The sequence below is a fragment of the Nocardia sp. CS682 genome (assembly GCF_004634405.1).
In the GTDB taxonomy this organism is placed as follows: Bacteria; Actinomycetota; Actinomycetes; order Mycobacteriales; family Mycobacteriaceae; genus Nocardia; species Nocardia ninae.
Genome location: NZ_CP029710.1, coordinates 8,412,406 through 8,425,863, shown reverse-complemented (window position 1 = coordinate 8,425,863; position 13,458 = coordinate 8,412,406). Strand labels below are relative to the sequence as shown.

Annotated in this window: 14 protein-coding genes; 8 read left to right on the top strand and 6 right to left on the bottom strand. The window is 67.8% G+C overall.

The window, feature by feature from the left end; genetic code table 11:
- The first annotated feature begins 1 nt into the window (after position 1).
- The 3 genes from DMB37_RS38100 (at position 2) to DMB37_RS38090 (ending at position 3,104) form a co-directional block, all read left to right on the top strand.
- Entirely contained in the window at positions 2-1,549 is a 1,548-nt protein-coding gene (locus DMB37_RS38100) for an AMP-binding protein (protein WP_135236864.1), read from the top strand.
- A 38-nt stretch (positions 1,550-1,587) separates the two neighbouring features.
- On the top strand, positions 1,588-2,376 hold the full coding sequence (locus DMB37_RS38095) for a M50 family metallopeptidase (RefSeq protein ID WP_135236863.1): 789 nt from the start codon (positions 1,588-1,590) through the stop codon (positions 2,374-2,376).
- A 164-nt stretch (positions 2,377-2,540) separates the two neighbouring features.
- Positions 2,541-3,104 carry a type 1 glutamine amidotransferase domain-containing protein gene (locus DMB37_RS38090; RefSeq protein WP_135236862.1) on the top strand — a complete coding sequence of 188 codons (564 nt, stop codon included), beginning with the start codon at positions 2,541-2,543 and terminating at the stop codon, positions 3,102-3,104.
- A gap of 56 nt (positions 3,105-3,160) precedes the next feature.
- Here DMB37_RS38090 and DMB37_RS38085 read toward each other — a convergent pair whose 3' ends face one another.
- Together DMB37_RS38085 and DMB37_RS38080 are read right to left on the bottom strand one after the other, a co-directional pair.
- Positions 3,161-3,634, bottom strand: a complete 474-nt coding sequence (locus DMB37_RS38085) for a gluconokinase (protein WP_135238073.1) — start codon at positions 3,632-3,634, stop codon at positions 3,161-3,163.
- A 251-nt stretch (positions 3,635-3,885) separates the two neighbouring features.
- Positions 3,886-4,773, bottom strand: a complete 888-nt coding sequence (locus tag DMB37_RS38080) for a dihydrodipicolinate synthase family protein (RefSeq protein ID WP_135236861.1) — start codon at positions 4,771-4,773, stop codon at positions 3,886-3,888.
- Positions 4,774-4,883: 110 nt separating this feature from the next.
- Here DMB37_RS38080 and DMB37_RS38075 point away from each other — a divergent pair, with 110 nt between their 5' ends.
- Both DMB37_RS38075 and DMB37_RS38070 read left to right on the top strand, forming a co-directional pair.
- Positions 4,884-5,804, top strand: coding sequence for an LLM class F420-dependent oxidoreductase (locus tag DMB37_RS38075; RefSeq protein WP_135238072.1), 921 nt, complete (start codon positions 4,884-4,886; stop codon positions 5,802-5,804).
- 22 nt (positions 5,805-5,826) lie between these two features.
- On the top strand, positions 5,827-6,693 hold the full coding sequence (locus DMB37_RS38070) for a class I SAM-dependent methyltransferase (RefSeq protein WP_135236860.1): 867 nt from the start codon (positions 5,827-5,829) through the stop codon (positions 6,691-6,693).
- Positions 6,694-6,801: 108 nt separating this feature from the next.
- Here the strand turns inward: DMB37_RS38070 and DMB37_RS38065 are convergent, their stop codons facing one another.
- Entirely contained in the window at positions 6,802-7,512 is a 711-nt protein-coding gene (locus DMB37_RS38065) for an alpha/beta fold hydrolase (RefSeq protein WP_135236859.1), read from the bottom strand.
- A gap of 131 nt (positions 7,513-7,643) precedes the next feature.
- On the opposite strand from DMB37_RS38065, the gene DMB37_RS38060 reads away from it, so the two are divergent.
- Positions 7,644-8,243, top strand: a complete 600-nt coding sequence (locus tag DMB37_RS38060; RefSeq protein WP_135236858.1) for a TetR/AcrR family transcriptional regulator — start codon at positions 7,644-7,646, stop codon at positions 8,241-8,243.
- A 12-nt stretch (positions 8,244-8,255) separates the two neighbouring features.
- Here the strand turns inward: DMB37_RS38060 and DMB37_RS38055 are convergent, their stop codons facing one another.
- On the bottom strand, positions 8,256-8,678 hold the full coding sequence (locus DMB37_RS38055; RefSeq protein WP_135236857.1) for a LiaF domain-containing protein: 423 nt from the start codon (positions 8,676-8,678) through the stop codon (positions 8,256-8,258).
- 46 nt (positions 8,679-8,724) lie between these two features.
- Positions 8,725-9,978 carry a YhgE/Pip domain-containing protein gene (locus tag DMB37_RS38050; protein WP_135236856.1) on the bottom strand — a complete coding sequence of 418 codons (1,254 nt, stop codon included), beginning with the start codon at positions 9,976-9,978 and terminating at the stop codon, positions 8,725-8,727.
- A gap of 246 nt (positions 9,979-10,224) precedes the next feature.
- Between DMB37_RS38050 and DMB37_RS38045 the strand changes: the two genes are divergently transcribed.
- Entirely contained in the window at positions 10,225-11,262 is a 1,038-nt protein-coding gene (locus tag DMB37_RS38045) for an alpha/beta hydrolase family protein (protein WP_135236855.1), read from the top strand.
- A 238-nt stretch (positions 11,263-11,500) separates the two neighbouring features.
- Here DMB37_RS38045 and DMB37_RS38040 read toward each other — a convergent pair whose 3' ends face one another.
- A complete protein-coding gene (locus DMB37_RS38040) occupies positions 11,501-12,178 on the bottom strand; it encodes a TetR/AcrR family transcriptional regulator (protein ID WP_135236854.1) in 678 nt (225 codons plus the stop codon).
- 99 nt (positions 12,179-12,277) lie between these two features.
- Between DMB37_RS38040 and DMB37_RS38035 the strand changes: the two genes are divergently transcribed.
- Positions 12,278-13,258, top strand: coding sequence for an SDR family NAD(P)-dependent oxidoreductase (locus DMB37_RS38035; protein ID WP_135236853.1), 981 nt, complete (start codon positions 12,278-12,280; stop codon positions 13,256-13,258).
- Positions 13,259-13,458 lie beyond the last annotated feature (200 nt).

The following is a 13,458-nucleotide window of genomic DNA, read 5'->3' as shown; positions in this document are numbered from 1 at the left end:
CATGGATGATGCTTCATCGACCCCGACCATCACTTGCGCGGGACGCGTCCGGTCGCAGGCCGAGACGCACCAGCGCGCGGGACGGCTGGCGGCCGCGCTCGCGGAGGCGGGAGTGCAGCCCGGGAACCGCGTGGCGATCATGGTCCGCAACGACATCGAGTTTCTCGAGGTGTCCCTGGCCGTCGCGGCGTGCGGGGCGAACGCGGTGCCGATCAACACGCGCTGGCAGGTGCCCGAGGTCGCGCACGTGCTCGGCGACAGCAACGCCTGCCTGGTGGTCGCGCACACCGAGTTCATCGATATCGCGGAACGGGCTGTGCCGCAGGATGATACGACCATTCTCGAGATCGCGATGCCGCGCGAGATGCTCGCCGAGGCCGGCCTGGACGCGGCGCTGGCCGAGCCGACCGGCAGGCATCCGACCCTGGAACAGTGGATCGCCGGCCACCCCGAACCGCTGGGCCGCATCGAGGGCGCGCGCGACGATTCGACCGGACTGATCTATACCTCCGGCACCACCGGACGCCCCAAAGGTGTACTGCGCGAACGGATGACGCCGCACCAGTGGTTGACGATCGCGGGCAGCGCGGCCAAACGGCTCGGGCTCACGCCGCGCGGGCAGGCGGTGATTCCGGGACCGCTGTACCACGCCAGCCCGAACGGGATCGCGACGCTGGCGATGCGGGTGGGCACCAACCTCACCATCATGACGCGCTGGGATGCCGAGCAGTTCCTGCGGCTGGTCGACCAGCGCCGCATCAATCAGGCCAAGGTCGTGCCGACCATGCTGTCCCGGCTGCTGTCGCTGCCCGAGGACGTGCGCGGTCGCTACGACGTGTCCAGCCTTACCCACATCATTCACTCGTCGGCACCGTGCCCGCCTGCGGTGAAGCGGGCTGCGATCGACTGGTTCGGGGATGCGCTGATCGAGTACTACGGCTGTGCCGAGGCGGGCACCATCACCTGGATCTCCGCCCGAGAGTGGCTGGCGCATCCGGGTAGCGTCGGCCGCCCGGCGGACGGTGCGGCGGTGGTGGTCGTCGACGACGCGGGCGAGCCGCTGCCCGCGGGCGAGACCGGTCGGGTGTTCGTGCGCGGCGCCGATTACTGGCCGAGGTTCCGCTACCTGCACGACACCGACGAATCGGCGAGCCCGGTGCCGGGTTTCCTCGCCGTCGGCGACCGCGGTTATCTGGACGATGAGGGGTTCCTCTATCTCACCGGGCGGTCCAGCGAGCTCATCATCTCCGGCGGGGTGAACATCTATCCCGCCGAGATCGAGAACGCGATCATGTCGCTGGACGGTGTCGAGGATGTCGCGGTGTTCGGTATCCCGGACGCCGGTGATCTCGGCGAAGCCGTTGCCGCGCAAGTTGTTCCGCGTCCCGGTGCGGAGCTCACCGAGGAAGGCATCCGCGCGGCGCTGGTCGGGCAGCTCGCCTCTTACAAGGTGCCGAAGGCGTTGCGGATCGTGGCCGAACTCCCCCGCGACGACGCCGGAAAGATCTACAAGCGCCAGCTCCGAGCGGAGATGTCGGCCGCCGGTTGAGGCGCGCCCGGTGCGGCGGTAACCGTTAGAGTGCGGCGGTGGACAGAGCCGAATGGGTCGAGCGGGGCACCTCCATCGTCGACCGCCTGACGACAACCCAAACCCAGCCGCCATGGTGGCTGGTGGCAGGCGCCGGGGTGGTGGCGCTCGTACTGGTCGGGTACACCCCGCTGTGGCGGTTCACCCGCAATATCGTGACCATCGCGCACGAGGGTGGGCACGCGCTGGTCGCGCTGCTCACCGGGCGCAGGCTCAACAGCATCCGATTGCATTCGGACACTTCGGGTCTCACCGTGTCGAGCGGAAAACCCTACGGGCTCGGCATGATTCTCACGACGATGGCGGGCTATCCCGCGCCGCCGCTGCTCGGGCTGGGGTTCGCCGCGCTGCTCGGCGCGAGCAGGATCACACTGATGCTCTGGACCGCCATCGCGCTGCTGGCCGGAGTGTTGATCATGACGCGCAATGTCTACGGCATGCTGACCGTGTTCGCGGTCGGCGCGACCGTGTTCGCCGTGTCCTGGTTCGGCACCGACACGTTGCAGGCGGGTTTCGCCTACCTCGGCGCCTGGTTCCTGCTGCTCGCGGGCGCACGACCGGTGCTCGAACTGCAGCGCGGACGCTCCCGGCAGTTGCGCAGCCGCTACCAGCAGGACGTCGCCTCCGACGCCGACCAGCTCGCCCGCCTCACCCACCTGCCCGGGCTGCTGTGGGTCGGGCTGTTCGGGGTGGTCGCGGTGGGCTCGCTGCTCGTCGGCGCGGGGCTGCTGATCTCGGATATCTCCGGGGTTTGCCTGCCGAGTCCGTCCGGCGGGACCTGCACGTGATCACGACCCGTCTGCGTAGCCCGGCCTGCGCTAGAGCCTGTGGTCCGCGTCGCAGCGCCGACGTGGCCGTCGCGGTGCTTTCCCGACTCAGTGGGCTCTGACGGGTTTAGCCTTCCGTTTTCGCGGCACGCCTACTCCTGGGACGAACGAAAGGAGTAGTCGGCATGTCGGACGAACTGAATGGGACGCGCGTACTGATCATCACGTCGAACACGGGTGTAGAGCGCGATGAGCTGCTGGTACCGCAGCGGGAGCTGAAGGAAAAGGGTGCCACCGTCGTGCATGCCGCGCCCAAGAACGAGCAGGTACAGACGTTCGAGCACGACACCGAGAAGGACGTCACGGTACAGCCGGATTCGGCGTTCGATGAGGTCGAGGTCGAGGACTACGACGTGCTGGTGGTGCCCGGCGGCACGGTCAACGCCGACAAGTTGCGTGTGGAAGACCGCGCGGTCGAACTGGCCAAGGGGTTCGCCGCGGCGGGTAAGCCGATTGCCGCGATCTGCCACGGGCCGTGGTTGCTCGTGGAGGCCGGGCTCACGCCTGACAAGACGCTGACGTCGTACTTCTCGCTGCGCACGGATGTGAACAACGCCGGCGGACGGTGGGTCGATCAACCGGTGGTGCGTTCCGCTGAGGACGGGTGGGCGCTGATCACCTCGCGCAATCCTGATGATCTCGCCGACTTCTGCGGGGCGATTGCCGAGGAGTTGACGGCGAAGGTGTAGATCGGACGGCGTGCTCGGGGCGCCGGCCGCGTCGTCGCGCGCGTCCGGCTGCCGCGTCACCCGTGCAACGCTGTCGCCGTCTCCCGTGCCAGCTCCGCCGGATCTCGGGTCGCGTCGACTGCGGTGCCGCGCTCGTCATCGGCTAGTGGTTCGAGCGCGGCGAGCTGGGAGTCGAGCAGACTCGACGGCATGAAATGTCCGGTGCGGGCGGCCATTCGGTGTGCGAGTTCCTCGCGGGGCGCGGTGAGATGTAGGAAAAACGCGGTGGGTGCTGCGGCACGCAGTCGGTCACGGTAGGCGCGTTTGAGCGCCGAGCAGGTGATGACGCCGCCGTGCTCGCCGCGCTCGGCCATCCATGCGGCGACCTCATCGAGCCAGGGCCACCGATCGGCGTCGTCCAGCGGGATTCCGGCCGCCATTTTCGCCACGTTCGCCCTGGGGTGGAAGTCGTCACCCTCGGCGTATTCGACGCCCAGTTCGGCGGCTACCGCGCGGCCGACGGTCGACTTGCCGGATCCCGACACCCCCATCACCACGACGACAGGCAGGTCTCGGTCCGGCACATCGGCTCCTTTGCTCGTTGCACACCGCCTGCGAGTGGTGCGCCATGTCCGATCCGACAGTAGCGCGAGCGCGACGCCGTCTGGTCGGGCACGTCAGCACTACGACCGGCACGCCCCGGCACGCCGTCACTTCGACCCATCCGGCAGGGCAGGCCGGCACTACGACAACCCGGCCTGAACGGGTGGGTGGGTACTACCGCAGCCGGCTCGTTGCCGCCTTATCGTGCAGCCGCAGCGATCAGTTCGGCGATCGTGCGGCGGGTGTCGTCATCCACCGGCAGCAAGGGCGGTCTCGGGTCGCCGACGTCGATGCCGAGTGAACGCAGTCCCGCTTTGACGGTTCTCGGTAGTCCGTCACGGGTCAACGCGGTGAGCAACGGTTCCAGTTGTCCGAAAAGCTTTGTCGCCAACTCGCTATCGCCTGCTCTCAGCAGTCGCCACACCTCGGTGATCCGCTCGGGCACCAAACACGCTGCGGCCGTGCACCATCCCGCCGCTCCGGCGTCGAATGCTTGCAACGCGAGCCGATTACTGCCGTTGAAGAACGGCAAGCCCGCCCCACCGAGCTCCGCGATCCGGCGCATCCGCGCGATATCACCACTGGATTCTTTGATCATCGTGATGTTGTCCACACCCGCAACAAGATCCACCAGAAACTCCGGCGACATATCGATGCCGCTGGTGCCGGGATTGTTGTACGCCATGACCGGCAGCGCCACCGCATCGGCCACGGCGGTGAAGTGCCTGCGCAGCTCATCCTCGGTCAACCGCCAGTACGCCACCGGCAACATCATGAGGGCCGTGGCACCGAGCCGTTCGGCGAGCCGGGCGCGCGCAATCGTTCCCGCCGTGGTCAACTCCGACACCCCGACCACGGTCGGCACCCGCCGGTCGACCTGCTCCACACAGATCGATGCCACCGCCGCCCACTCCTGGTCGTCGAGGTACGCGCTCTCCCCCGTACTCCCCAGCGGCGCAACAGCATCCACTCCGGCCTCGACCAGCCGATCCACCAGCGCCCGCAGCACCTGCTCATCGACCTTGCCGCTGTCCGCACTGAACGGCGTCACCGGATACGCCACAATCCCCGAAACGAAATCACTCATCGCCACTCTCCAATCCTCACCCATCCTCGCGGTGGTGAACTTCATAGTGCGGGATGAGCCGCAACCCCCGGCCGTACCGGATGGAAACGTCCTCGGGCACCATGGTGATCATGGACTTGCGCATCTTCACCGAGCCGCAGCAGGGTGCGAGCTACGACACGTTGCTGACCGTGGCCAAAGCCACCGAGGACCTGGGATTCGACGCGTTCTTCCGGTCCGACCACTACGCCGCGATGGGCGGCGCGGATGGCCTGCCCGGCCCCACCGATGCCTGGATCACCCTCGCCGGGCTGGCCAGGGAGACCAAGCGGATCCGCCTGGGCACGCTGGTGACCGCCGCAACGTTCCGGCTGCCCGGACCGCTGGCGATCCAGGTCGCCCAGGTCGACCAGATGTCGGGCGGCCGGGTGGAGCTTGGGCTCGGCAGCGGCTGGTTCGCCGAGGAGCACGCCGCCTACGGAATCCCTTTTCCCGCAGATAAATTCGCTCGGTTCGAGGAGCAGCTCGCGATCATCACCGGCTTGTGGTCAACCAAGCCGGGTGACAAGTTCGACTTCGACGGCGAGCACTACCAGCTGACCAATTCCCCCGCGTTGCCGAAGCCGATGCAGGATCCCGTGCCGGTGCTGATCGGCGGACACGGCGCGACTCGCACGCCACGGTTGGCCGCGCAGTACGCGACGGAGTTCAACATGCCGTTCTCGTCCATCGAGGACAGCGCCGCCCAGTTCGGGCGGGTCCGCGCGGCCGCCGAGGCGCGGGGACGCCGGGCCGACGACCTGATCTACTCGAACGCGCTGGTCGCTTGCGTCGGCGCCGACGATGCCGAGGTGGCGCGGCGGGCCGCGGCGATCGGCCGCGAAGTGGACGAGCTCAAGACCAACGGGCTGGCCGGTTCGCCGGCCGAGGTGGTCGACAAGATCGGCCGGTACGCCGAGATCGGTGCACAGCGGATCTACCTGCAGATTCTGGACCTCGCCGACCTCGACCACCTCGAATTGATCGCCGAACAGGTCCAGGCGCAGCTCTGACCGCGGCGAGATCGGACGCCCCATGGAGACCGGACAGCCGAGCCGGACGGCCCTGGCCACCGCGTACGCCCGCGCCTACCACCAGGTCGCACCCGAGCCACGGGTGCTCACCGACCCGTTGGCTGCGGCGATCGCCGGGGTGCGTGCCGAGGAACTGAGCGAGGCGGCAGTCGCCCCGCCCGGCGAATCGGCGGCCGATGCCGCTCTGCAACGGCTACGACGCCTGTGTTTGGCGGCCCGGTCCCGCTTTGCCGAGGACACCATCGCCGACGCGGTGGCCGACGGGGTGCGGCAGGCGGTGAGCCTGGGCGCAGGCCTGGACACGTTCGCCTACCGCAACCCGCATGCCGGACTGCGCGTTTTCGAGGTCGATCATCCCGCGACGCAGACGTGGAAGCGTATGCGGCTGGCCGAGGCCGCGATCGAGGTCCCCGGTTCGCTGACCTTCGCGCCGGTCGACTTCGAAACCGCCACGCTCGCGCAGGGTTTGGCGGCGGCGGGCTTCGCACGCGACGAACCCGCCGTCTTCCTCTGGCTGGGTGTCGTGATGTACCTGGCCCCGGACACAGTCCGGGGCACCCTGCGCTACATCGCCGAGCACGCGGCCCCGGTGCGTGTGGTCGCCGACTACATCGGCCCGCCGTCGGCGGCCGCGCCCGAGTATCGGGCGGCACTCGCGGCCAGGGCGGAGCGGGTCGCCGCCCTCGGCGAGCCGTGGCTGAGTTACTTCACCGCGCCCGAGATGGCGGCGGAGTTGCGTGCCGCGGGCTTCACCCACATCGACGACCGCAACTCGGCGGACGTGCTCGCCGACTTCATCGGCCGGGCCGAGCTCGGCCCGGACCCGGATCTGTTGAACTCCCGCATCGTCCGCGCCGGCCGCACCTGATCGACGATCAAGCGGCGCATGGTCGCTCATCGGCCAGGCGACGAAGCGGCGGACCGAAACGGGCCCGGGTGGTAGCCGGGTGCGCGCTCGACGGTGCGCGCACACCGGCTACTCCGCAGCGCCGGCAATGAGTCCGCTGAGGGCTTCGGGCGCACCGAGCATGGCCGCGTGGCCGGTGGGGACTTCGATGGTGGTGGCGTTCATGCGGGCGGCCATGAGCCGTTGGCCCGCAAGGGGAATCATCTGGTCGCGGGTGGCGAGGGCGTAATGGCTGGGCAAAGTCTTCCAGGCGGGTGCGCCGGCCGGTTCGAGCATGGCGGCCAAGGCCAGCGGGCGCTGGGTCACGGTGAGGACAGCGGCGGTGTCGGGGTCGGCATCGGGTGCGAAGGCGGTGTGGAAATGCGCCGGGTCGATGGTGAGTTCGATGTTGGGCGGGCCTTGCGGGTCGGGGCCGGGCAGTGGACGGGCCTGGGTGATGTGCTGGGCCGCGCCGCCGAACTTCTCGTCGAGCGCTGCGGCACTTTCGCCCTCGTCGGGGGCGAAGGCGGCGATGTAGACCAAGCCGGTGACCGAGTCGGCACCGGTGGCGGCCTGGGTGATGACCGCGCCACCGTAGGAGTGGCCGACCAGCACTATCGGGCCCGCAACAGCTTCCAGCACGGATCGTAGGTAGTCGGCGTCGTGGCGCAGGCCGCGTAGCGGATTGGCGGGGGCGAGCACGGTGTGGCCACGGCGAATCAGGTTGGCGGCGACGGAGTTCCAACTGCTGGTGGCATCGGCGAAGGCACCGTGGACGAGAACAATGGTTGGCTTGCGCATGGGAGGTAGCCCTCTTCTGGGGGAGCGAAACGGGGAAAGGGGTCGGCGGGACTTCTCGCCGGATATGTTGATGCTGTTAACATAAGGTGCAATGGGAACGCTGTCAACATTTGAAGGTAGAGTGCGTCCGCATGGCGGAATCTGCACGGAAGGGTTATCACCACGGGGATTTGCCGAATGCGTTAGTGGAGGCCGCGATCGAGCTGGCGCGGGCGGGCGGGCCGGAGGCGATCGTGTTACGCGAGGCTGCACGACGAGTGGGCGTCTCGGCGACCTCGGCGTACCGGCACTTCGCCAACCATCAGGACCTGATCATCGCGGTGAAAGCGCATGCGCAGCAAGAACTCACGCGAGCAATGGCGTCGGAGCCGGTGGCATCCGAGACCGAAGCCGGCGCGCAGGCACTGGCGCGGTTGCACGCGTTGGGCCGAGGGTATGTGCGCTTCGCCCAGACCGAGTCGGGGTGGTTCCGGTCCGCGTTCACCCACGAGGTTCCGACGGTGAGGTCTTCGGAGTCGTTTCGGTTGCTGACGGATGCGCTCGATGGACTGGTCGCCGCCGGGGTATTACCGGCGTCTCGGCGGCCGGGTGCCGAGACGCCGGTATGGGCAACCATTCACGGGATCGCCACACTTTTGGTCGACGGCCCGCTGGCTTCGCTGCCCGCGAGCGAGCAGCAGGAGACCATTGCGCGGACCCAGCAGTTCATCACCCGCGCCCTGATCGGATAGCCCGTCGATCGGTCAGTGGTGGCGGTCGCGATGACGGTCGTGCCGTTCGCGGCGGCGCTGACCACCGTCGTCGCGGGTGCGCGCACCCTGCGGGTCGGTGATCAGCACTCCGCCCCAGACGACTCGCCCCGTCACATGCAGCAACGGCATGCCGGGGTCGCCGCGATGCTCCCCGGTGACGGTGACTCCGGCACCGCCGGCGACGAGCTCGTTCGCATCGACCGCCCAGTCCGCGGGCACGATCAGGGTGACCTTGCCCGCCTGGCAGCTCACCCGGACCTCGACCTGTTGATGCGGGCAGTCGGCGGCGGTGAAGTCCAGCAGAATCGAGCCCATGGTCGAGGTCACGGTGATCGAATCCGGCACCTGCCAGCGGCCGGTACGCGAAACCGAACCCCAGGTGCTGCTCAGCGCGAGCGGCGGGATAGTGGACATGACAGACTCCTAGTCGAACTGGTTGCACTACAAAGGAATTCGATGTTCACGCGGTTTGCAGGCCGCGTTCGTGGGCACTGATCCTGGCCCGGCCGGAGCGGTCGTAGAAGCTGGTGAGCGCTATCCCGGCCGCCAGTCCAGCCACCAGCCACACCGCGACCGCGAGCACGCTGCGGGTCAATGTCGTTGCGGGCGTATCGAACACGAGGTCTCGGACACCGTCGGTGATGTACCGCATGGGCAGCACCTCGCCCAGCCAGCGGAACGCCGCGGGCAACAGCTCGGGCGGGTAGGCGCCACCCGAGGACGGCACCCCGAATACCAGCAGCACCACCGTCGCCAGCAGCGCTCCCGGTGAACCGAACACCGCGAGCAGCACCAGCGGCAGCACGCCGGCCGTCGTCACGGCCAGCACCGAGAACGCCCACAACCCCAGCGGTGCGACGGTCGGCATGCCGAGCCCGGCCACCGCGACGGTCTCGATCACCGAGGCCGCGACCACCGCACAGCCCGTCATCAGCGCGGTCTTGGCGAGCAAGGTCTGCACCCGCCCGATCGGCAACGGAGCATGGGTCGCTCGCGTGTGCAGAAACTCGCGCGGCGTGAATCCCAGTACCCCATCGACGCCGGAGTGCAGCAACTGTGCGATGAGGAATCCGGTCAGGATCAGCACCAGCGTGTAGTAGAAGGCCGCCATCCCGCCCGCGGTGTGCGCGGGAGCGGGGGCCAGCGGCACGGTCACCACCGTGATCGGATTCGCCACAAGCACCCGCGCCGGGCCCGATTCGGCAGCGGCACCTGCGGGCAGGTGGGCGACGAGTTCGGTCCCCAAGGCCCGCGACAGCTGTGCCAGCACCTGCTGAGCCACCCCTGTCGCGGTGCCGGTCGCCGCCGGTCCCGCGATCGGATTGGTCAACAGCGTGACCGTGACAGCCGCCGATGGCTGACGCGGATCGGTCAACGCCGCCAGGCGCGCACTGAAATCCGCCGGAATGATCACCGCGGCATAACCGTCGCCCATGGACAACAACCGGCGGGCGTCGTCCTCGCTGTCGGCGAAGATCCACTGCGCCGCACCCGAAGCCGGCCCGGACCGGACCTGCTCGGTGAGAACCGCTGCGGCCGAACCATTCCCAGCCGCGGTATCGGCGTCGACCCAAACAATCGGGATCCGGCCCGCTGGTGCATCGGTGTCGAGCACCCCACCCAGATAACCCAACGACAACACCAAACCCAGCACCGCCCCGAACACGGTGAACACCCAGATCTTCGGACTACGCAACAACGCCGTGGCACGCATCGTGATCCCACTTCTCCTCGATCAGCGCCCGCGGGAAGCGAGCAAGTTCGGCTCGGTCCGCCGAGCGATGCGAACACCGTTAACATATTGCACGATGTGAACGGCGTCAACATGGAGGGTTGTGCAGGCCGTCACGAGAAACGACCGCACCCGCCGATCAGCGAGTGCGAGCACCGGTGAAATCGGGGTCCGCATCGGGGTGGTTCCCGATGCGGGCGCAGTCGGCAGATCCGTAGCGTCGACGGCATGTTCGATCTGGTTCGTCGCCGATTTCGTAAAGGCGCAACGCTTTTCGCATTGACCGCGACCTTCGCGGCGGCGGCGTGCACGTCATCGACGACCGTGCCCGAGCGGCCGGGCGCGGGTCGCAGCGGGGACATCGAGACGGTCGCACAGCAGCGCCTCGACGAACGGACAGTCGATCTCACGGTGCGGTCGGATGCCCTTGCACAGGACACCACGATTCGACTGCTCACCCCACCCGGCTGGCACGATCGCACCCCGGGGCGCACCTGGCCGGTGCTGTACCTGCTCCCCGGCGGCGACGGCGACCACACCAGCTGGACCACCGACACCGACATTGCCGGCATAGCGCAGCTCCGAGACGTCCTGATCGTGATCCCGGGAATGCCGATGTTCGGGTTCTACACCGACTGGGCCGTCGGCGAGCCGAGAATCGAGTCCTTCCACCTCGACCAGATGATTCCGCTGCTCGAACGCGACTTCGGCGCGAGCCGGAAGCGGGCGATCGCGGGTATTTCTCAAGGGGGTTACGGCGCACTGAAATACGCCGCCCTGCGGCCCGGTATGTTCGGCGCCGCCGCCAGCTATAGCGGCTGGCTGCACCCGGTCCGACGTCCAGAGGTGGTGCTCGGTGCCGCTACCTTCCTCGATATCGACGGCTCCGCGTTGTGGGGTGACCCGGTTCGCGATCGAGCGCGCTGGATGGCCAACGATCCCTACTATCTGACTGACAAGCTGGCCGAGATCCCTCTCTATCTATCCAGCGGTGACGGCTCCCCCGGCGAATTCGACCCCTCGAACCTGCCACGCGAATCCCTCTTCCCTGAAATCGACAGGCTCGCAAGTGAATTCCCCGCCAGCATGGTCGACCCGACCGAGGCGGTCATGGGCGAAAGCACCCGACTGGTCGCCGACCGATTGCAGGCATTGCACGCCACCGTGACCACGCACCTGACCGCAGGCACCCACAGCCCGCCCTACTGGCAGGACAACTTTCACCGCTCGCTGCCGATCCTGCTCGATGCGCTCGGGATCCGATAGCAGTAAGCGAGCAGCTCCGTCCGGAACAGTTCGATCCGACGATCGAAGCCTTCTTCCCTCGTCATCACGCCTCATCTCCACTGCTGCCGCAAGCACCATGCCGGCGACTGCATTGAATCCCGCTGCGGACGAATCGACCGCCACGCGGGTCGCCGACCTGGCCACAGCTGACCTCCTCGTCAGGCACTGCCTGAATGTGGTGGAAGTCAGGGATGTCGGTGTCCGAACCCGATGTCGGTCATCGGCGGGTGTGGACTGTTTTTGCTGTATAGGCCGGTGGCGCGGCGTGCCCGGTGGAGTCGGGCGCGTCGAGCGATTCCACGTAGCGCAGTGCGATCTCAGCGGCGTGTTGCATTGCGGCTCGGGTCCGTTCGGGTGGCTCGCCGCGTTGCAGGCTGGCGACGGCGGCGGCGCTGACGGCACCCGCTAGCGCACCGACGATGCCGGCCGCGGTGACCTCGTTGAGCGTGTCCGGGTACGCCTCGCGCAGCGCTGCGGCGATTCGGGTTTGAGCGGTGAACATGGTGTGCAGCACGCGCGCCTGAACGGCGGGTGTGGTGACTATCAGCCGGGCACGAAGCGCCGCGAGTCCCTTCGGCAGGTCACCGGCGGCGGCGTTGGCGATCATGTTCTTCGTTGCCTCGGCCAACACCTCGCCCATCGGCGCGTCGGGTCGCCGTCCCTCGATGGTCTGCACCGCCAGGTCGATCCGCGTGCCGCCATCGGCCAGCAGCACGTCTTCCTTGGTGGGGAAGTGCAGGAAGAACGTGCGCTTGCTGACATCGGCGGCTTCCGCGATGTCGGCCACGCTCGTCTGGTCGTAGCCCTGGTCGGTGAACAGGCGGACGGCCGCGTCCACCAGCGCCTGCCGGGTGAGCCGCTTTTTTCGTTCCCGACGTCCAACTTCATCTGGCACCAGGCGAGCATAATGCACCATACAACTTAATACACCTAGATTATTAGTATACTGAGTGCACTCATATCGAGCGGTAAGCATTGCAAGAGGAGACGTGTCGTGATCAGTGAATTGACCGGACGGACGGTGCTGGTGACCGGTGCCGGGCGCGGGATCGGCCGGGCGGAGGCGCTGTACCTGGCGGCCAGGGGTGCGAACGTAGTCGTAAACGACCCCGGCGTGGACATCGATGGGCGTGGGGGCGACGAGGGGGTGGCCTACAAGGTGGTCGCCGAAATTCGCGCGCGGGGCGGGCAGGCGGTCGCCGACACCGGCAGCGTTGCCGATTGGGCGGACGTCCAGCGCATGGTCGAGCGGGCAATCACGGAGTTCGGCGATCTGCACGCAGTGGTCAACAACGCTGCGATCGAGGTCAACAAGGGGCTCGAGCGGCTGACCGAAGCGGAGTTCGACGAGGTTGTCGCGGTCAAATTGAAAGGAACCTTCGCGCTGAGTCGCTGGGCCACCGCATACTGGCGCCGACGGGTGGACGACGGCGTGCGTACCGACCGCGCCATCGTCAACACCGCCTCGGGTTCCGGCCTGCTCAACCCACTGCCCACGCAGACGAACTATGCGGCAGCCAACGCCGGAGTCGCGGCCATGACCACCGTGCACGCGCTCGAACTGCGGCGGCTAGGGGTCCGGGTGAACTGCGTCAGCCCATCGATGGTGCGCACTCGGCTGACGAACTCGGTGCCCGGTATGGACCAGACGCTGACAGACGGAGAACCGGACCCGAGGGATCCCGCCGTGGTGGCTCCACTGGTCGCATACCTGGTAAGCGAGGGTTGCCCACTGACCGGACAGGTCCTGTCGGTACGCGGCGGCTCGATCGCGGTCAACCACGGCTGGTCGCGCGGCGCGCAGATCAATAAGGATGGCGCACTCTGGACGGTTCCCGAGCTCGCGGAAAATCTGGCGGAACTGCCACTGGAGGACCCGTTCGACCGGTTGGCGATCGCACTCGGCGGCGCCTTGGGCGTCCATGGCCGCGACGAATTCGAGAAGATGGTCAACGCCGAACTCGATAACAGCTGAGCAGCGCATCCCGCGGCAACGAGCAGACGACGAGCGCTTTACCGACGCGGCCAATCGGTCATCACCAGTGAGGTAGCTGGTGGTGCCGCCCGGCTGATCTCGTGTCCGCGGCACCTGCCAGCACCGCAGCCGCGGCCAGGGCCACCAACCACCGCGCCGCGCGGCACTCATGTAGTCGGCAGCCAGGTCCCGGAGCGTCC